The 19679-nt window shown below is 43.4% G+C and carries 16 protein-coding genes; 9 read left to right on the top strand and 7 right to left on the bottom strand.

Features of this window, described 5'->3' with window-relative positions; all coding sequences use genetic code 11:
- Nucleotides 1–12: 12 nt before the first annotated feature.
- Entirely contained in the window at nt 13–1125 is a 1113-nt protein-coding gene (locus CCS02_RS07380) for a TRAP transporter substrate-binding protein (RefSeq protein ID WP_100636243.1), read from the bottom strand.
- A 240-nt stretch (nt 1126–1365) separates the two neighbouring features.
- Nucleotides 1366–2433: an oxidoreductase gene (locus CCS02_RS07375; RefSeq protein ID WP_100636242.1), complete on the bottom strand. Its 1068-nt coding sequence runs from the start codon at nt 2431–2433 to the stop codon at nt 1366–1368.
- 129 nt (nt 2434–2562) lie between these two features.
- Here CCS02_RS07375 and CCS02_RS22245 point away from each other — a divergent pair, with 129 nt between their 5' ends.
- On the top strand, nt 2563–2748 hold the full coding sequence (locus CCS02_RS22245; RefSeq protein WP_198515341.1) for a hypothetical protein: 186 nt from the start codon (nt 2563–2565) through the stop codon (nt 2746–2748).
- Between the two features lie 160 nt (nt 2749–2908).
- Here the strand turns inward: CCS02_RS22245 and uvrD are convergent, their stop codons facing one another.
- A complete protein-coding gene (uvrD, locus tag CCS02_RS07365) occupies nt 2909–5122 on the bottom strand; it encodes a DNA helicase II (RefSeq protein WP_100636241.1) in 2214 nt (737 codons plus the stop codon).
- Nucleotides 5123–5305: 183 nt separating this feature from the next.
- On the opposite strand from uvrD, the gene CCS02_RS07360 reads away from it, so the two are divergent.
- The 3 genes from CCS02_RS07360 (at nt 5306) to CCS02_RS07350 (ending at nt 7781) form a co-directional block, all read left to right on the top strand.
- A complete protein-coding gene (locus tag CCS02_RS07360) occupies nt 5306–5500 on the top strand; it encodes a PA3496 family putative envelope integrity protein (protein ID WP_100636240.1) in 195 nt (64 codons plus the stop codon).
- A gap of 300 nt (nt 5501–5800) precedes the next feature.
- Nucleotides 5801–6997, top strand: a complete 1197-nt coding sequence (locus CCS02_RS07355) for an amino acid aminotransferase (protein WP_072839347.1) — start codon at nt 5801–5803, stop codon at nt 6995–6997.
- 157 nt (nt 6998–7154) lie between these two features.
- Nucleotides 7155–7781, top strand: coding sequence for a DsbA family protein (locus CCS02_RS07350; RefSeq protein WP_100187246.1), 627 nt, complete (start codon nt 7155–7157; stop codon nt 7779–7781).
- 41 nt (nt 7782–7822) lie between these two features.
- Here CCS02_RS07350 and CCS02_RS07345 read toward each other — a convergent pair whose 3' ends face one another.
- A complete protein-coding gene (locus tag CCS02_RS07345) occupies nt 7823–8647 on the bottom strand; it encodes a phosphatase PAP2 family protein (RefSeq protein ID WP_100636239.1) in 825 nt (274 codons plus the stop codon).
- Nucleotides 8648–8957: 310 nt separating this feature from the next.
- On the opposite strand from CCS02_RS07345, the gene eptA reads away from it, so the two are divergent.
- Nucleotides 8958–10595, top strand: a complete 1638-nt coding sequence (eptA, locus tag CCS02_RS07340; RefSeq protein ID WP_100636238.1) for a phosphoethanolamine--lipid A transferase EptA — start codon at nt 8958–8960, stop codon at nt 10593–10595.
- Nucleotides 10596–10684: 89 nt separating this feature from the next.
- Here eptA and CCS02_RS07335 read toward each other — a convergent pair whose 3' ends face one another.
- Complete coding sequence (locus CCS02_RS07335; protein ID WP_100636237.1) at nt 10685–12259, bottom strand: GntR family transcriptional regulator; 1575 nt, start codon at nt 12257–12259, stop codon at nt 10685–10687.
- A gap of 237 nt (nt 12260–12496) precedes the next feature.
- Between CCS02_RS07335 and CCS02_RS07330 the strand changes: the two genes are divergently transcribed.
- Together CCS02_RS07330 and CCS02_RS07325 are read left to right on the top strand one after the other, a co-directional pair.
- Complete coding sequence (locus CCS02_RS07330; RefSeq protein WP_100636236.1) at nt 12497–13714, top strand: aminotransferase class V-fold PLP-dependent enzyme; 1218 nt, start codon at nt 12497–12499, stop codon at nt 13712–13714.
- A gap of 6 nt (nt 13715–13720) precedes the next feature.
- Nucleotides 13721–14128, top strand: coding sequence for a SufE family protein (locus CCS02_RS07325; RefSeq protein ID WP_100636235.1), 408 nt, complete (start codon nt 13721–13723; stop codon nt 14126–14128).
- A 40-nt stretch (nt 14129–14168) separates the two neighbouring features.
- Here CCS02_RS07325 and CCS02_RS07320 read toward each other — a convergent pair whose 3' ends face one another.
- Together CCS02_RS07320 and CCS02_RS07315 are read right to left on the bottom strand one after the other, a co-directional pair.
- The gene (locus CCS02_RS07320) at nt 14169–14786 is read right to left on the bottom strand and encodes a LysE family translocator (protein WP_100636234.1); all 618 of its coding nucleotides are present in this window, start codon (nt 14784–14786) and stop codon (nt 14169–14171) included.
- A 260-nt stretch (nt 14787–15046) separates the two neighbouring features.
- Nucleotides 15047–15970: a LysR family transcriptional regulator gene (locus tag CCS02_RS07315; protein ID WP_012072113.1), complete on the bottom strand. Its 924-nt coding sequence runs from the start codon at nt 15968–15970 to the stop codon at nt 15047–15049.
- A 209-nt stretch (nt 15971–16179) separates the two neighbouring features.
- Here CCS02_RS07315 and CCS02_RS07310 point away from each other — a divergent pair, with 209 nt between their 5' ends.
- Nucleotides 16180–18012 (top strand): ABC transporter ATP-binding protein, encoded by a 1833-nt coding sequence (locus CCS02_RS07310; protein ID WP_348981526.1) that lies wholly within the window; start codon nt 16180–16182, stop codon nt 18010–18012.
- A 45-nt stretch (nt 18013–18057) separates the two neighbouring features.
- The gene (locus tag CCS02_RS07305; RefSeq protein WP_100636232.1) at nt 18058–19587 is read left to right on the top strand and encodes an ABC transporter substrate-binding protein; all 1530 of its coding nucleotides are present in this window, start codon (nt 18058–18060) and stop codon (nt 19585–19587) included.
- Nucleotides 19588–19679: the final 92 nt, after the last annotated feature.

Raw genomic sequence — 19679 nt, 5'->3', positions numbered from 1 at the left:
ATAACAAACTAATTAATCTGTAGCGCGAGCGTTAATAAATGCACGCTCAGAAATATCATGCCACTCACTAACAGACGTTAAGAAACTAGTGAAGGAGTCATAGACTTTTTGGCTCATAGGATCGTTAGCAGCCACTTCTTTTAGTGTTTCATCAGACGCTACACGCAATGCTTCCAAAAGGTCTTTTGGGAACTTTTTCAAAATAACATGATGTTCATCGACCAAAGTCTTCAAGGCAGCGTTGTTACGAGCTGTTAGTTCACTCAACATATTCAAATTAGCTTGTTGTGCAGCTGAACGAACAATCTCTTGTAGGTCTTCTGGTAATGCATTGAAAGCGTCTTTGTTAATAAGAGCCTCAACTGCAGAACCTGGCTCTTGCCAACCTGGGTAATAGTAGTATTTCGCTGCTTTGTACAAGCCAAACGCTAGGTCATTGTAAGGACCTACCCACTCAGTGGCATCGATAGTGCCAGTTTGAAGAGCGGTAAACATTTCACTGCCTGGAAGGTTAACCGTCACAGCACCAACTTTCTTCAGTACTTCGCCACCAAGACCTGGCATACGCATTTTTAAGCCTTGGAAATCAGCTAAAGAGTTAATCTCTTTATTGAACCAACCACCCATTTGCGCGCCTGTGTTACCAGCAGCCATCGGAATGATATTAAACGGTGCGTAAACTTCTTCCCACAGTTGTAAACCACCGCCATAAGTAATCCAAGAGTTAAACTCTTGTGCCGTCATACCAAAAGGCACAGACGAGAAAAATTGTACCGCTGGCGCTTTGCCTTTCCAATAATACGCAGAGCTGTGACCCATTTCTGCAGTGCCACGAGATACAGCATCAAACACTTCCAACGCAGGAACAAGCTCACCTGCGGCATAAACTTTAATATCCAAACGACCGTTAGACATTTTAGTAATATTTTTCGCTAGCTCTTCAGCACTTGTGCCCAAGCCAGGAAAGTTTTTGGGCCAAGTCGTGACCATTTTCCAGTGAATTGTTTCTACTTTCTTTTCTACTTTAGCCGTTTCTTCCGCTTTCTCTGATCCGCCACAAGCGACCAAAGACAAAGCAAACAAACCAGCAAACGCCAATTTGCCCAATACCATTAAATTACGCATTATTTTCCCTCAGAGAGCCAGTTACTTGATTACTATGAAACCCATGGTCTCAATAGAATCTATCTGTGATATGAAAATAGAGGCAATTAAAACATCGGTTAAATGCCACCTATTTCTGTATTTTTATAATAAATCAGACAGAAAATTGCCCTTAAAATGCATAAAACATTAAAAGGGCAAAAGATGATAAGAATTGTAGGAATCTTGCTCAACTCTTTTTTACAATTTCTCGCGACTAATTCACTTAACAGAGAAATTAGGCGTATAACCCCAAGACATACGCTGACCACTTTCAGCAGACTGCTCCGCCAAACAGATCAAGTAAATCAACTGACAAGCCTGCTCCATCGCAACCGGAGCCTCACCTTTACCCAGAATCGCATCGCGTAATTGCGCATAGAAAGCTGCATAATCGCCTTGTGTTGCAGCCTCTTGAATGCTTTCTATATCATCTTGAGAATGCGCGACAAAACGAGTAATTTTTTGCTGGGCGGCTTTCGAAGGAAACTCATCCTGCCATGGCATTTGCCCAGCTCGCAGCGCTTCTTCTTGAGGATCTAAACCCACACATTGCCAGCTGCCTTTAGTAAATCTTGCATTAAAGCGGCGCATGTCACCTGCTTCAAATGGCGTCGACGCTAAACGCACGCGTTTGTCATCATAGCCCAACTCCACTTCAAACCAATCATGCGTTTGGCTACCGTCGCGTAACTTATCGATACTTGCATGCAGCCACTTCGGCGGCCCAAATAAACTCAATGCCTGATCTAGAATATGCGGCCCTAAATCCCAAAAAATCCCCGTACCAACACCTGGCTCTTCGCGCCAACGGGCTTGTGCCGTCGGACGAAAACGGTCAAAGCGAGAATCTAAATGCTTCAACTCACCCAACTCAGCGCTTTCAATTAATGTTTTAAGACGCAAAAAATCGCCATCAAAACGACGATTCTGATAAACACAAAACACCAAGCCTTTTTGCTTCGCCAAAGCACACAACGCCTCTATCTGAGATAAACGAGTGACAGAGGGCTTTTCCAACAAAACATGCTTACCGTTTTCCAACGCCAGCTTTGCCTGATCAAAATGCAACGCGTTCGGCGTCGTGATCACCACCAAATCCACGTCCGGCGCCGCAAACACAGATTCAGCAGACGACACCACCGACACATCAGGCAGAACCGCCCTCACCTCATCCGCCTTCGAACTGCAAACATACGCCATCGTCATGCCAGGATCATTCATCACAAAAGGCGCATGAAACACCCGCCCAGACAAACCAAAACCAATCAAACCAACACGAATCGCCATGCCACACTCCTTTTCAACTAAATCATTACAACTCTAAACAGTTTACAACCAATTGAAAAAAATTGCCGCAATTAAAAACATTTACTAGATTACAATCGACCAAAACAGAGAAATGGGAAAAGCAGAACAATGGAATCTACAAAGCCAAACACTAAAGAGTGGCAGCAAACACTCGATGCTTTAGAGTCAGTCGCCAAAGGCAAGGTTATCGCAGCAAAAGAAGTACATGAATGGCTAAATAGCTGGGGAACAGGTAATGAACTTAAAGCCCCAACATTCAAAAAAGACGATGTTAGGACAACTATACAAAGGTAAGCTGAGTCTTATTCCTGCTGACGCACTAACCCGCTTTGCTACAGGCTAAGCAGTTTAATTTAAAGGACGCTGGTATTATTCCTGCTGACGCGCTGAGCTTGCGAAGCAGGCGCAAAGGAATAAGACTCAGCGTCCTTATTAGCAAATATCTACACCAAAGCTACAAAACTTCCAATTTAGCAAACGACAACACCAGCCACTTTGTGCCTTCGTCGTCGAAGTTGACCTGTACTCGTGCTTGTGGGCCTTGGCCTTCGTAATTGATCACTAAGCCTTCACCAAACACGGGGTGATTGACTCGATCGCCCATGTTGACGGTGATTTCTGGCGCTTTGTAATTGTTTAACACGCTGCTGTTTTGCAGTTTGTTCTTTTCAAAGTTGTAATCAGGGCGCTGCAAAGAAACAGGACGGCTTACTTGTGAGCGAAGACGCACTTCTTCCAAACATTCCGGTGGCAATTCTTTAATAAAGCGCGATGGACTGTTAAAAGACTCACTACCAAACAAACGACGAGATTCCGCGTAAGTAATGTAAAGCTTTTCCATTGCTCGAGTAATGCCCACGTAGCAAAGACGACGTTCTTCTGCGAGTCGTCCCGGTTCTTCGAAAGACATCTTGCTTGGAAAAATATTCTCTTCCACGCCCGTTAGGAACACCAATGGGAACTCTAGACCTTTCGCCGAGTGCAATGTCATCAACTGCACGGCGTCTTGGTACTCGTCGGCTTGAGCATCGCCAGCGTCCAATACAGCTTTATCCAAGAATGCCATCAGTGGAGAGCTAAACTCTTCGTCTTCATCGCTCCAGCTGAATCCGCCTGCCGCACCAACCAACTCTTTTAAGTTTTCGATACGTGCTTCGCCTTTCTCACCTTTCTCTTTTTCATGGAAAGGAATCAAGCCAGCTTCTTCAATGATCTGCTCGAAAATATCATTCAGGTTCAAATCTGGTTGCTGCACAGTGGTGCTCAAACCTTCAATAAGATGCAAAAACGACTTGATGGCATTGGTTGCTCGCCCCGCCATCAATGACTGACGCACGACTTCTTGCGCGGCTTGCCACATAGAACAGCCATTATCTCGCGCGATTTCACGTAATGTACCGATACTACGTTCGCCAATACCACGAGGTGGTACGTTGATGACTCGTTCCATGGCTCCGTCGTCATTTGGATCCAACGCCAAACGTGCGTAGGCCAAGGCATTTTTGATTTCAAGACGATCGTAGAATCTGTGCCCACCATAAATTCGATAAGCAATCTGTTCCCTAACAAGGCATTCCTCTATGACGCGTGACTGAGCATTGGAACGATAGAGAATCGCCATATCAGTCAGAGAGGTTCCCTTGTCGCGCCATTGTTTGATGATGCCAATGATAAAACGCGCTTCGTCTTGTTCGTTAAAGCCTGCGTACAGCGAGATTGGATCGCCTTCACCGCTATCCGTCCAAAGCTCTTTCCCCAAACGATCATCATTGTGTTTGATCAAGCCATTGGCTGCATTCAGGATATGACCAGTTGAGCGATAGTTTTGCTCCAAGCGAATGGTGCCAACGTCTTTAAAATCTTTGGTGAAGTTTTGGATGTTTTCAATTTTTGCGCCACGCCAACCGTAAATCGATTGGTCATCATCGCCCACGGCGGTAATCGTACCTTGGCTACCTACCATGATACGTAACCAGGCGTATTGGATAGTGTTGGTATCTTGGAACTCGTCCACCAGCACATGGCGGAAACGATCTTGGTAATGGCGTAACAAAGCAGGCGTACTGAGCATCAGCTCATGAGCACGCAATAGCAATTCGCCGAAGTCCAATAATCCACCACGTTCACAGGCTTCTTCGTAATGGTAGTAGAGCTCGCGCATGCCTTTGGAGAAAGGATCATGGCTATCTGGTACATGAGCCGCACGGCGGCCTTCGTCTTTTTGCGCGTTAATAAACCAAGACACTTGCTTTGGCGGCCAGCGAGTATCATCAATACTCAGCTCGCGCATAATACGTTTGATTAATCGCAGTTGATCATCGCTGTCCATTATCTGGAAGTTTTCTTTTAGTCCCGCATCACGCCAATGGGCACGCAAGAGTCGATGCGCCAAACCGTGGAAGGTGCCAACCCACATCCCTTGCGGCGGAACACCCACCAACTGTTCGATACGGCCTTGCATCTCGCGAGCAGCTTTATTGGTAAAGGTTACCGCCATCAGGCTGTAAGGCGACAACTCGTAAGCGTGCATCAGCCATGCGATCCGGTGCACTAGGACTCGGGTTTTTCCTGACCCAGCGCCAGCCAAAACAAGGCTATTCTGCAAAGGCGCTGCGACGGCTTCTCGCTGCTTGTCATTCAGTGAGTCGAGGATAAAAGAAACGTCCATTACATTCCGCCATAATAATTAATAAATTTGTAACAAAAAACGCGTAAAAATAAGTTGATTTTCATTCTATTTGGGTTTTTTATTAGCTTGAAATAAGTGATCTGTCTATTTTGACTTTTTTTAACTGTCGATGACAGCGATCTATGCACTTCAATGTCGTCGAACGTCCAAAAGGGTATAACGATGAGCGATTTTGCTGAAACACTAACTGAAGTAAAAACCGACATAATGCACGCTTCCATTAGCTTGGATAATGAAACAAAAGAACGGAATCAAAAGGAAGACGCGATACGTATGTTAAAAGCCAGACGTGCAATTGAACAGCATTTAGAAGAAAAACGTTTGCACCATGATATCTCTAACGGTTGGGACGATTAATTTCCCTGCTCATTAGTTGATACTTAAAGTGAACTAAATACGACCTAGCTATCTTGCTAGGTCAACGTTTTTTTACACTCAAAAACATCCCTCTCAGCAACCAACGTGTTGTGATATTACTCTATCGGCCTCAAAAAGCGGCTTTATTTAGAATAAGCCGCAATATTTCTACACAGTTAATTCTTGCCCTTTTCCGCCAACTTATAGCGGTTACTCACATGTTGGAGTACCATACGGTCTGATTTTTATATCTTCTAATCCATAATAAAAAAAGAAAATAACCCTCTTGGGGGAGTTACCATGTTTGAACATATCCAAGCTGCTCCGGCAGACCCAATTCTTGGCCTGAATGACGCTTACAGAAATGATCCAAATCCCAATAAAATTAACTTGGGCGTTGGTGTTTATAAAGATGAACAAGGCAATACACCTATTTTAAAATCAGTCAAACAAGCAGAAGAACGTTTGTTGGCTCAAGAAAAAACCAAAAGCTATTTAAGTATCGAAGGCGCACCCGCTTATCGATCTGCCGTGCAAACGCTTTTATTTGGTAAAGAACACAATATTATTACCAAACAGCTTGCTCAAACAGCCCATACCCCTGGCGGCACAGGCGCATTACGCGTCGCAGCAGAATTCATTAAAAAACATTTACCAGAAGCGACAATTTGGGTCAGTAATCCAACTTGGGCAAACCATCAGGCGGTCTTTCAATCCGTTGGTTTAGAAGTTGGCAGCTATGCTTACTACAATGCTGATAACAAATCTTTAGACTTTGAAGCCATGCTTGCGAGCTTGTCTCAAGTTCCTGAAGGCGATGTAGTATTGTTTCATGGCTGCTGCCACAACCCAACTGGCATAGATCCAACACCAGAACAGTGGTATCAATTGGCTAAGCTATGTAGCAAACAAGGCTTCTTGCCATTGTTTGACTTTGCTTATCAAGGCTTTGGCCAAGGCTTAAAGGAAGATGCTCAAGGCTTACGTACTTTCTTAGAGCACGTCCCTGAAATGCTGATTGCTAGTTCGTTCTCCAAGAACTTTGGTCTGTACAACGAACGTGTTGGCGCACTGACTATTTTGTGTGAAACCGCTGAACAAGCTGAAACAGCGTTCACACAAATCAAACGCTGTATTCGCACCAACTACTCAAATCCGCCATCTCATGGCTCAGCAGTTGTCGCCGAAATCCTTAATGATGCCGAGCTGTTCGCATTATGGGAAAGCGAAGTAAAAGCCATGCGTACTCGTATTCATGAAATGCGTAGCTTGTTTGTGAATACACTACGAATCAAAGGCGTTAGCCAAGATTTTTCGTTTATTTCACATCAGCAAGGTATGTTCTCTTTTTCTGGTCTAACACCAGATCAAGTTGCTCAGTTGCGTAAAGAGTACGGCATTTATATTGTTGGCTCAGGACGTATCAGTGTTGCAGGTATGACTCATGAAAACATGGGTCCACTTTGTGATGCTATTGCCGCGATTTTAAAGGGCTAGGCTAACATTTAGTCGCTACTGCGCAATTCTAAAAAACGGCTTCAAACTTTCATGTTGAAGCCGTTTTTTTATGTCGATTGTTTTTGTTTGTTGTTTTATCGCTAAAGAGGCTGTTACCTTATGGACTCGCTTTTTTCTATCTTCACAGGAGCCATCAATGACCGCCACACTGATTTACTGCTACGACCCTATGTGCAGCTGGTGTTGGGGATTCCGCCCTACTTGGACCAAGCTACAAAAATCCCTACAAGACTTAGTCGATGCAGATCAATTAACCATTCAACCCATGCTTGGAGGTCTTGCCATCGATTCTGATGTCGCTATGCCAGATGAAATGAAAAGCAAACTAGAAAGCACTTGGAAAAACATTCAAGCGTCATTAGGAACCAAGTTTAATTTTGATTTCTGGAAAACAGCTGCACCACGACGCTCGACTTACCCAGCATGCAGAGCCTGTTATGTCGCAAGAGACACAGGATTGGAAGAAGAAATGTATCACGCCATCCAAGAGGCGTATTACCTGAATGCTAAAAACCCATCAGACTTAGACATTCTCATTGAATGCGCTGAGCAAATAGGCATGAATGCAGACGGTTTTCAGAAAACCATGCAGCACGTTAAAAATGAACGTTTATTGGAAGAAGAAATAGAGCAAGCTCGACATCTTGGCTTAAATTCATTCCCTTCTTTAGCCTTGCTTATAGGCGATAAGCTCACGCCTATTCCACTAGACTACAAAGACCATTCAAGCATGTTAAATGCCATAAAAAAGGCGCTGTCTTAGCGCCTTAGTCACTTAAATCACATCAGTTCTATAAATATAAATCAACGAACTAAAATATAACTCTTCACTGTCCGAGCTATCGCAGCTGCTGAAACAACATATAGCAAAGGTAAAGCGAGCTTATAATCGTTGCCATCTACAAACACCATAATGCACGCAATAACTAGCAGACTCAGCGTAAATAGGTGCACATAGGCACACAAACCAAACTTCCATTTTGCTGTGATTATCACACCACCAACACCTAAAACCACACCCAATGCGCCACCAACTAAAACATCCATTGGCCAATGCACACCAATCAACACTCGACTCAAGGCAACCAATACCGCCAACAGGATAAACGTCGCTTTAGCATAAGCATTTTGAACGTAGCAAAAACACACACTTGCTAATAAGAATGCAGTTAAACTATGGCCAGAAGGAAAGCTACGTGCTTTATAGGCTCTGCCCAAAAGATTAAAGGTTTCAGGATCAAGCACTGCCGGTGGACGCGGCATCGCAAAATAATCCTTAAGTAAGTTAACTACGATGGCACCAAGTAATGTGGTGAATAGAACAGTCCAATGAAAACGAATATTGCGGCAAGAAAATAACAGCACTAGGGCCAACAAAAATACGCCATCTCCAAATACCGTCATATTTTCCAATAAGAAAGAAGGTATGTAGGTGCTAAAACTATTTATTTCCATAAAGCCAAAGTGATAACCACCAAGAACATTACCAATCATGGCAGTGCTTGCTAATACAACTGCAACCAAAAGCAAAATTTGAATACTAGATTGAGGAACAACAGCCTTGCTTGATCTCGCTTGATCTAGCAGCGATTTATAATTGGTCGACATTTTAGTTAAGTGACAACGCATAAAACCCTCATTTCTTTTGGCAAAAAGAGATATAACTTCGATTGCCACATTTTATGCACATTGAGTGAAAAATAAGTGAAATGCGAATTTAAGACATAAACAGAAATGAATAATTATGTATTTGTTTGTACTTTTATGTGAAATAAGTAAATAAAAGATAAAAGAAAGATTGATGATCATGATGAAATCCCCGTTAATAGGCGAATAATCACGAGCTATTTTTCCATCTAGATTTTTCTTATTTAGCCTTCTCTTAATCTAGGCTTTTTATCGAAGTAGCAAACAAGGTCAACAGGAATACATATCCCAAATGAAGCGTAACCACACTATTTTGTCCCGATTCACTTCGGGGCTATGTTCTTTCTTCAGACAGGGTTTTAGAACAAAACCTAGTACTTCAAGCTTTGTTATTTTGCTAACGCTACTAAATACAGCGCTATATAACTGGCCTTTGTTTTCTTTTTCGATAAAAAATCTAGATGGCTTTACGCTGAATAGCTTGCAAACTCTTATGACTGTTTTTGCCGCTATTTATCTAGTCACTACTCTTGTGCTTTATGTTTTGTTTATTTTATCTAGACGCTTAGGTAAAGCTGTGTGTGTGGTGTTTGCACTTGCAAACTCATTGGCAGTGTATTTCGTGGTGACCTATAACGTCATCTTAGACAGAACCATGATAGGCAATATTTTTAACACCCAATATTCAGAATCTGGACAATTTTTAAGCCCAAAGCTGGCCATTTATTTTATTCTGCTTGGCGTCTTACCAGCTTGGTTAATCCTTCGTACATCGGTTCAAAAAACCTCAAGAATACGATTATTCGCGCATCTCATTATCACCGTCATAGTCACGTCTACTTGGATTTGGCAGTCACAAAGTCATTGGCTATGGATTGATGATCATGCCAAACAATTAGGTGGCCGAATCATGCCATGGTCTTACGTAGGGAATACGATTCGCTATCAAAACCAGTTAGCGAAAGAAAATGTGGTACAAACGCTATTACCAGATGCGACTTTTGGTTCAAATGAAAAAACCGTTGTGGTGTTAGTCATTGGTGAATCAGCACGAGCGGAGAATTTTTCCCTATACGGCTATGACAAACCAACCAATCCTTTGCTAACCGCTTCTGAAAATGTCGTTACCTTAAAAAATGCGACCTCTTGCGCCACTTACACTACCGAATCGGTGAAATGCATTCTTTCACACAATAACCCAAGTGGTAGTTTCTCCGAGCAATTTGAACCTTTGCCAAGTTACCTGCAAAGACAAGGAGTTGACGTTTTTTGGCGCACCAAAAACTGGGGGGAGCCGCCAATTAAAGTAGCTAGCTATTTAAGTTCAGGGGATTTGAAAAAGAACTGTGAAGGCAGTGAATGCGACTATGATGGCGTGTTATTAAGCCATCTGGCTGAGCAAATTCAGGAATCGGATAAACAAAAAGTCTTTGTGGTTCTGCATCAAACAGGCAGTCATGGACCATCTTATTACAGTAAATATCCGAAGGAGTTTGAGGTTTTTAAACCTATTTGTCGTTCGGTCGAGCTTAGTAACTGCACGCAAGAGGAGCTAATTAACGCCTACGATAATACAATCTTATATAACGATCATTTCTTAGATCAGTTACGCAAAACTTTAGAAGGATTGAAAGACACCTCCAGCGCTTATCTTTATGTATCTGACCATGGCGAGTCACTTGGCGAAGGTGGTATTTATTTACATGGAACACCTTACTCCATTGCACCTGAGCAACAATTCAAAGTGCCGTTCTTTGTGTGGATGTCGCCATCTTTTATTGATCAGAGGCATATCTCTATCGATAAACTAAGAGCACGAGAACAAAGCACCCAAGCGAATATTTTCCATAGCGTCATGGGTGCCTTTGATATGAACAGCGAAATCTATAATAAAGACCTAGATATGTTCAGGGCTGCGCGCCAACAATAGCCATAGACTAGCGAACAAACAATAAAGGCCAGTAAATCTGGCCTTTATTGTTTTTGTCATTTTCTAGAAAACCTGACTCTTTTTGGGCTCTAACCAAAGTCGTGATTAATTAAATCCAACATCGGGTTATAAAGTGGTTCTGTTGTGGCATTACGAGACTTTTTAGCTTCCTTCTCAGGCTGCGCTAAATCGCTTTCTATCGCTTCGACAAGCTCTTCTGTCTGCTCGTTTGCTTCAACTAAGTACGTAGCCTCAAGAGGCTCTAAAACCTCTTCTTCAGTCTCTTCAATGATTAGTTCTACAGGATCAGTAATCAGCTCAACCTCATCAAAGACTAAATGCTCAGCCAAGGCTTTTGCCAATGGTTCCACATCGTCCAAGGTGACATTCACCGCCAACCAATGATTAGCGTCGGCTTCATGGCTAACCAAGGCTCCGGGCACAATCGCGTGGCGGAAACTGGCTAGCAAGGCAGTCATACTGGCAACATCTAATGGTTTCGATAAACGCATCCAAAGTGACATACCACCTTTGCTAGCAGCAAAACTAACATGCTCGCCGAGACGCGTTTCTAGGTGTGCTTTAACGCGCTCAGAATTCGCCCAAACCTCTCTCGCGCGTTTCATTAATGAGCGCTTACTATTTGGCTGTAATGCATCATTCAAGGCCATTTGTTGCGCATCGCTTAACGCCATATCAGCGCCTAAGAAAGCGCCCTCCAACAAGGCTTGATGTTTACCAGGCAAACACCAGCTAGCAGAGCGATCTACGCCTTTTGATTCCACGCCGCCGATATAAACAATATGATCAGACGAATCCAGTGACTTGTAGGTCATCATAGATCCAGCGCGATACGCCAAATGTGAGCACAAATCCCACTCAATCACTGGCAGCTTGGTTTCTTCAATAATTGCTAACCAGCGACGCAGACTTAAATTACTCACCAACTGGCCAGCAGGAAACGAGAACTGTCCCGGCAATACAATCAGACGAATGGATTTATCTCGTAAGCAACGAATCGCTAAATCTAAATCGACACCGCGTTCGCCAGCCGTCAAAGCAATCACTTGTCGTCCTAAGCTTTGCAATGTAGTAGTAATCCGCGGATCACAAGGCGTTAACACCAACACGCTATCGCCACGTTGAGTCAGTGTTTGTACGGTTTGAGTGAAGATTGCTAAAGGGGAACGCCCTAACCAAAGATGTGATGCATGAGCTTTGATACCAAGCCCTTTTAAATGCTCACTAACGGCTTCACGGGCCGCCAAATGACCTTTGCCCAATACAGGCAGATGGATTTCTTCCTGACGCACTGCAGGGCTTAAAAAAGTGTCGCTTTGATCAACCAAGGCCGCTCGATGCGCAAGACATGACCAAGCTGGCTTAGTACCGTCTTTGGCGAGTTCACGTAATTCTTCGCCAGCCAATAACAATGCCGGTTTTGTCTCGCTACGGTGACAAACAAAGTAACCAGATTTAGGACGAGACTCGATCCAACCGTCTTCACTCAATAACTCATAACCATGTATGACCGTATTTAAGCTCAGACCCAGTTGTTTCGATAAAGCTCGTAAGGACGGCATTTTATCACCGGGCACAATGGCCTCTTGTGACATCTGATCCAAGAACCAATCCACCACACCTTTATATAAAAAATCCGCCACCGTTTTGTACCTTTTCTAGTTTGTCATCTAGTATCTGTTATCAATCATTATAGTTGTCTTAAAAAAACGCAAGTAAAAGCCCAATAATTCACGATTTTGATGGGAGTTAAGGTACAATTTCACCAATTTAGCGCAGATTTCATGACTTTTGGTTCAGACTTTTAAGCCACTAGCATCACCAATTAAAATCCGCCCATTGTTAAAAACCAAAGTAGACAACCCTAAAGTAGAGTATTCATGGCTTTTGACCCCTCCTCGCTTCGTCACCTATTCCCAATTTTGGCGCAGTCAGCCTATGATCATCCGCTAACCTATTTAGATAATGCAGCGACGACGCAAAAGCCGTTGCCAGTATTGGATGCAATTCAGGACTATTACCGAAGCTTTAACGCCAATGTTCATCGTGGTGCGCACTTCCTTAGCGACCGAGCAACCAACCGTTTTGAGCAAGCCCGAGACACGATCGCAAGCTTTATTAATGCGCCAGAACAAAGCCATGTGATTTGGACAAAAGGCGCGACAGAAGCCATCAATACAGTCGCTTTTGGTTTAGAGCATCTGCTCGAAAAAGGCGATGAGATACTCATCACTAGTTTAGAACATCACGCCAACTTGGTGCCTTGGCAGCAATTGGCCTTTCGCACTGGCGCTCGATTACGCATTCTGCCATTAACATCCAATGGCGAATGGGAGCCGGAATTCAGCCACTACTTCACGGATCGCACGCGTATTTTTGCGGCGACGCAGATTTCCAATGCCATCGGCGTAAGCACACCGCTGCAAACAATGCTCGATCATGCCAAGCAACAAGGCGCTTTTACCCTTGTCGATGGCGCTCAAGCCGTGGCGCACTATCCTATTGATGTGCAAATATTAGACTGTGACTTTTATGTCTTCTCTGGCCACAAGATGTATGGTCCAACAGGTATTGGCGTGTTATATGGTAAAAGCCTCGCTTTGGAAGTTCTGCTGCCCTACCAAACCGGTGGAGAAATGGTGCGTCATGTTTCGTATCAAGCCACAGAGTTCAATGTTTTACCTTATCGCTTGGAAGCAGGAACACCTCACATCGAAGGCGTTATTGGCTTGGCGGCGGCCTGTGATTTTCTTAACGCTCAGGATCGTCTGGCGTTATTAGCTTGGGAACAATCCCTCGCCATGCACGTATATTCACGTCTTCATAAAGAAGGTGGCATCGAAATTTATTCGCCCGAGAAAAACACTACTTTGGTTTCACTAAGTGTACCCAATATTCATATCTTGGATTTGAACGCTTACCTAGATAGCCAAGGTGTAGCGGTTCGAGCTGGCAGCCACTGTGCCCATCCGTTAATGGCACAACTTGGTGTTGCCGGAACCTTGCGTGCCTCTTTCGCCTGTTACAACACCATGGAAGAAGCCAATCGCTTCTGCGATGTTCTTCTAGAAGCCATAGACCTATTAAATGACGAGTAACAAGCAATGACAGACTCTTTAGGACAACAAAAGCCAGTAAACATAAAAGCCCTGCTGCAAGCTTGCCGTAGCAAAGAAGAAACCTTTAAGGCTTTGATGACGTTAAGCAAAACCTTACCGAGACTGTCCGCTGAAGAAAAAACCGAAGACAACAAGGTAAAAGGCTGCGAAAGCGCTGTTTGGCTCATCATGGAAGGAAACGATGGACTACGTCACTTCAAAGCCGACAGCGACGCCAAACTTATGCGCGGTGTATTAGTCGCCATATTGAGCTTAGTAGAAGGAAAAACGCTAGCGGATATTCAACAAATGGACCTCAAAGCAGAGCTAGCCGAGCTTAACTTATCAAGTTACCTAACCAGCTCTAGAACCAATGGTGTGTTAGCGATTTTGAACAAAATCAACACGGTATAAGGTTTAGATACCTTTTCTTTTACTTCACAATACCTGTTACTTAGCTTTTATTTACCAAGATCAATGACAATCCAAAGCCTATAAATATTCCGCCAGTTAATCGATGAAAAAGTCGGTTAATGTTCTCTCTCGCTAGATACTGACTAATTGATGTCGTTGCTAATGCATAAAGACCCAAGCCAACCATAGAACAACAGGCAAATGTCCCCGCTAATAAACAAAATTGCGGCAGGACGGCTTGATTCAAGTCGATAAACTGAGGGAATACGGCAGTGTAGAATGCAATGGCTTTAGGATTACTCATACCAACCACATAAGCTTCAGTAAAAAGCTTTTTACCTGTAGTTAAAGGTTTAGAATCCTTTTGTAGAGCAGGCTTAGTATATCGAGTATTCCAAGCTTTAACTCCAAGATACATTAAATATAAACCACCCAAGACTTTGATCAGGCTAAACAGTAAATCAGAAGCAAGAATAATGGCTCCCAACCCTGCAGCCGATAAACTGGCAAGGGTCATTACAGCCGCAACGTTGCCTGCAATCCCCTTCATGGATTGCCAAACACCAAAATTAGCGGAGTTCTTTATAGCGAGCAACACCGCTGGACCGGGGGAAAAAGTCGCTACCAAGCAGATCAGCAAAAACAACCAATAATCCATCTTCATTCTCCCTACTGATATCTGAATTAAAATTTTTCGTTATCTATTTGTTTTAGATTATTAATCTTAGGTTTCCCTAAAATTTTCAATAACACATTACGGCATGATCTTAATATTGGATACAAAATAGCAGCGACCTTTTTGGAGCTAAACAGCCAATAATTCAAGCGGTTAAACACGCCAGATCGCCGCTAGTGCATTGATAGATCCCCTTCCAATTACATTTGTAGCAACCAGATAATTAGTGATAGTAACTCTTCTTATTTCTGCATAACAACACAATCGTTATTAAACTCTCGCATTGTTTTAGCGACTTTTTGAATGCTCTGAGTAAAACTATATAAGGACTTATGTTGTCGAGCGTTTGTTGGATACGCCAGTCCATAAGGATAATAAATCGCAGGCTCAAAAGGACGAATTACTACACCATTTCCTTCCCACACTCGTGCCGCAAAAGGCTCTAAAACCGCCACAGCTAAACCAGCCGCAATCATGGCATAGCCAGTATGTGATGTGTCTATCATGATACGCTGTTTAATCTGTGATTTTACGGAGTTTAATACTCCACCTAACTCGCTCCAATAAACAGGCGAACTGTCGACCACAGTAAGTACGGTTTCACCGATCAAATCTTGCGCGCAAATCACTTCTTTTTTAGCTAACGGATGATTAGACCTTGCTGCAAAGACAAATCGAGCATTACCAATAAACTCTCGCTCGATGCCGATTAATTGAGGCAATTCCAACCCTATTGCTAAATCAACTGAGTTGGTTTGTAGTTTCATCACCAACTCAGCCATGCTGTCGGTATGAATGGTCACGCGTTCCTCTGGAAAGAACTTTTTATGTTCCTGCAAAGCAAGCGGTAATAGAGAGGTCGCAATAGCCGACGTACTGGCTATTTTTAACTCACTTGGTGTTCTTGTCCGAATTTTTGATGCTACCGATTCGAGCTTTTCTAGCCCTAAAAAACTTTCTTCTACGGAACGAAAAAACTCAGCAGCTTCATGAGTTGGATGCAGTCGTCCTTTACGGCGGTCGAACAAAGAAAAACCTAACGAATGCTCAAGATCACTGAGTAAACGACTCACAGCAGGCTGAGAGACATGCATTTCGGCCGCTGCAGCCGCTGTTGTTCCTCGCAGCATGATGTAACGAAACGCCTCTACTTGCCTGAATTTCATACAGCCTCCCCCTTATTCAATAACATTTGATTATCAAGCATACGATAATATAAGTGGAAGTCATCGTATTAAATAAACATTATGAAAGTAGGTAAAGAATAAGAACTTAAAAAAATAGCTTAGATAGTTTGCCAAACACTCACTTAAACAGGTTGTGATTAGACAAATAGAGCCTGGACCAAATGCATCTTGATAGTAAGGATTATTTAGTGACAGACATCTCATCCGCTCCAATACTGACCGTCGAAAATTTATCGGTGGAATTCGGTCAATCTCGCGTTATTGATGATCTTAATTTTTCTGTCATGGCTGGCCGAACACTCGCCATCGTTGGAGAGTCTGGATCAGGGAAATCTGTTACGTCTCAATCTATTATGCGCTTAGCTGAAAGTACCGGCGCTAGCTACCCAACTGGTCGCATACTCTTCTCCACTGAAAAAGGCGAAGTGGATCTGCTCTCGCTTTCGCAAAAAGAAATGCGCTCAATCCGTGGTAAAGACATTGCGATGATTTTTCAAGAACCAATGACCTCTCTAAATCCAGTTTTCACTATTGGCGATCAAATTTCAGAATCTCTGTCTTTGCACAAAAAAGTCACCAAAGACGAAGCCATTGAAGAAAGTATCAGGCTATTAAAAATGGTTCGTCTCCCTGACGCCGAAGATATGCTTAAACGTTACCCTCATCAGCTATCTGGCGGTATGCGCCAACGAGTTATGATCGCCATGGCGTTAGCTTGCCGTCCAAAAGTGTTGATTGCCGACGAGCCAACAACAGCACTTGATGTCACCATTCAAGCGCAAATCTTAACCATCCTTAATGACTTGCAAAAAGAGCTCGACATGGCGGTGATTTTTATCACTCATGATATGGGTGTCGTTGCCGAAATAGCGGACGACGTTGTCGTCATGTGGAAAGGTAAAAAAGTTGAGCAAGGCGCAGTGAAAGAGCTATTTGCCAACCCTCATCATCCTTATACCAAAGCCTTATTATCCGCGGTTCCAAAGCTAGGCAGTATGGCTGGCGAAGACTTTCCAAAACGCTTTCCAATTACCGTGATGGATGGCGAAAATCCACGCGTAATAGGTGAAGAAAAAATACAGGATACCGCTCGATATAATGACGGACCTCTGTTATCGGTACGAGATCTAGTAACTCGCTTTGATAGCAAGAAAGGCTTTTTTGGCGGCGTTACGCATCGTGTACATGCCGTAGAAAAAGTCAGCTTTGATATTTTTCGTGGCGAAACACTCGCTCTTGTCGGCGAGTCAGGTTCAGGCAAGTCAACAATAGGCCGAACCATTCAACAACTGCAAAAAGCCACCAGCGGTGATATTAGCTTTGAAGGCAATCCATTTGCCACAATGAGTAAAGCTGATAAGCAGCGTTTACGTCAGGAAATTCAATACATTTTCCAAGACCCGCTAGCGTCTCTTGATCCACGAAAAACCATTGGCTTCTCTATTGCTGAACCTATTAAAACCCACGACTTAATTCGCGGTGAAAAGAACATTCAGAAAAGAGTCCATGAGCTATTAGAGCGAGTTGGATTAACCGCCGAACACGCAAAACGCTATCCTCATCAGTTTTCAGGAGGTCAACGTCAGCGTATCTGTATTGCTCGAGCACTTGCCTCAAACCCTAAACTGATCATTGCTGATGAGGCGTTATCTGCTCTTGATGTATCTATCCAAGCACAGATCATCAACCTCTTTATGGAGCTACAAGAAGAACACGGCATCGCGTATTTGTTTATCAGTCACGATATGGCAGTAGTCGAAAAAATGAGCCATCGTGTCGCTGTACTGTATCTGGGACAAGTCGCTGAATTAGGCTCTCGCCAGCAAATTCTTGAAACTCCATCTCATCCCTACACACAACGTTTACTCAGCGCTGTGCCTATTGCTGACCCAACCATTAAGCGTGATTTAGGTCGCTTAAGTGGCGAAATTCCAAGCCCTGTTAGACGTGTAGGAGACGAGCCTCGCATCCTACCACACAAAGAAATCGCGCCAGGACATTTTGTGGCTGACGCTTCATAAAAATAACAATTTATCCAACTATCACAAAAGAACGGAGAGTTGAAAATGAACAGTAAAAAATCATTAGGGACGGTATTAAAAACCCTAGCTATTACCAGCAGCTTAACCGCTGCAAGTTTAAGCTTTGCCAATACATTAACCGTATCTTCACCACAAGATCCGGGAAGTTGGGACCCAATCGACACATTTTTAGTTAATTGGGCTTCCGTCGCAACCAATATCTATGATGGTTTAACCTATCGTGGTCCAGACCTAAAATTACAACCAGGACTTGCTACCTCTTGGAAGCAGTTGGATGACGGAAAGCGTATTCGTTTTACATTACGCCAAGGTGTTAAATTCCATGATGGCGAAGACTTTAATGCTGCAGCCGTGAAATTTACTTTTGATCGCTTAATGGGTGATGAAGGTAAAAAAGGCCCACAGCGTTCTAATTATTCCGCGATTGATTCAGTCGAAGTCATTGATGACTATACCGTCGACTTCCATCTAAAAGCGGCGGATCCTGTATTACTTACCAAGCTGGCAGGTTATGGTGCCATGATAGTGCCGCCAAAATACATTCAAGAAAAAGGTGAAGACTTTTTCAATACGCATCCGGTTGGTACTGGGCCATTTAAATTTGCTTCTTACGAGCCAAAAGTCGGTATCAAACTAGAGGCCTACACGGACCATTGGGGTGGCGCGCCGAAATTAACAAACCTCAATTATCGCTTTATCAGCGAACCGTCTACGGCGGTTGCCGAGCTGCAATCTGGACGCGTTGATTTGGTCATTCCGCCAACCATTCCAATTGGAATGATTACCACAATTGAAAAAGATCCAAATCTTAAAGTGGCTACCACCATCAGCCCTACGGTATACGCATTACGTTTCAATACTAAAAATGGCATTACCAAAGACGAAAAAGTCCGTAAAGCATTGATTTATGGTGTAGATCGTCAGGCAATCATTGATTCCATTTTAGGTGGCCAAGCAGCTCAAATTGCTAGTTTCCAAAGTGCTATTTCATTTGGTGACGATCCATCCATGAAGCCGCTGCCTTATGATCCAAACAAAGCCATGCAGCTTCTTAAAGAAGCAGGCATTAAACCTGGCACCAAGATTCAAATCGATATCCGTGGTAATGACGCCACATTTAATGAAGTCTCCCAAGCCGTTGCCAGCTATCTACAAATTGTCGGTCTAAACGCCACGATTAAACCTTATGAAACCAACGTGCTGCTCAATGACATTATTCCTGCAGGTAAGACAGGCGAAATGTTCCAACAATCTTGGGGTGGATGGACACTGGATTACGACAATACAGCGTATTTCATGTACCACACAGGCGAAAAGTGGAATCCATACGACAGCGATCCAACGCTAGACAAACAATTAGAGTCTCAACGTTCTATTACAGATCATGCTAAGCGAGAAGAGATACTGCAGTCTATTGCTAACTACACGGCAAACCGCGCCTTGGAAATGCCACTGTACAACTTAAATGCTATTTTCGGTGTGTCTAAAAGAGTGAAGAACTTTACTCCTGTACCCGATAGTCGTTTGCGCTTAACCGATGTAACTGTCGAATAAGCTCTTCTACTTAATCTTAGCTAACTAAAGTAAGCAGCATTGCTCAGTCGATTAATCGCTGAGTAATGCCCATTGTTTTTAAAAGGAAAAGT

The sequence above is a fragment of the Marinomonas sp. ef1 genome, from assembly GCF_002806845.1.
GTDB lineage: Bacteria > Pseudomonadota > Gammaproteobacteria > Pseudomonadales > Marinomonadaceae > Marinomonas > Marinomonas polaris.
Note: the sequence above shows the minus strand (reverse complement) of the source record. Positions and strands in the feature narration are given on the sequence as shown.

Coding starts and splice junctions, on each gene's coding strand:
- CCS02_RS07380 (WP_100636243.1), bottom strand. CDS start 1,125: ATGCGTAATTTAATGGTATTGGGCAAATTGGCGTTTGCTGGTTTGTTT.
- CCS02_RS07375 (WP_100636242.1), bottom strand. CDS start 2,433: ATGGCGATTCGTGTTGGTTTGATTGGTTTTGGTTTGTCTGGGCGGGTG.
- CCS02_RS22245 (WP_198515341.1), top strand. CDS start 2,563: ATGGAATCTACAAAGCCAAACACTAAAGAGTGGCAGCAAACACTCGAT.
- uvrD (WP_100636241.1), bottom strand. CDS start 5,122: ATGGACGTTTCTTTTATCCTCGACTCACTGAATGACAAGCAGCGAGAA.
- CCS02_RS07360 (WP_100636240.1), top strand. CDS start 5,306: ATGAGCGATTTTGCTGAAACACTAACTGAAGTAAAAACCGACATAATG.
- CCS02_RS07355 (WP_072839347.1), top strand. CDS start 5,801: ATGTTTGAACATATCCAAGCTGCTCCGGCAGACCCAATTCTTGGCCTG.
- CCS02_RS07350 (WP_100187246.1), top strand. CDS start 7,155: ATGACCGCCACACTGATTTACTGCTACGACCCTATGTGCAGCTGGTGT.
- CCS02_RS07345 (WP_100636239.1), bottom strand. CDS start 8,647: ATGCGTTGTCACTTAACTAAAATGTCGACCAATTATAAATCGCTGCTA.
- eptA (WP_100636238.1), top strand. CDS start 8,958: ATGAAGCGTAACCACACTATTTTGTCCCGATTCACTTCGGGGCTATGT.
- CCS02_RS07330 (WP_100636236.1), top strand. CDS start 12,497: ATGGCTTTTGACCCCTCCTCGCTTCGTCACCTATTCCCAATTTTGGCG.
- CCS02_RS07325 (WP_100636235.1), top strand. CDS start 13,721: ATGACAGACTCTTTAGGACAACAAAAGCCAGTAAACATAAAAGCCCTG.
- CCS02_RS07320 (WP_100636234.1), bottom strand. CDS start 14,786: ATGGATTATTGGTTGTTTTTGCTGATCTGCTTGGTAGCGACTTTTTCC.
- CCS02_RS07315 (WP_012072113.1), bottom strand. CDS start 15,970: ATGAAATTCAGGCAAGTAGAGGCGTTTCGTTACATCATGCTGCGAGGA.
- CCS02_RS07305 (WP_100636232.1), top strand. CDS start 18,058: ATGAACAGTAAAAAATCATTAGGGACGGTATTAAAAACCCTAGCTATT.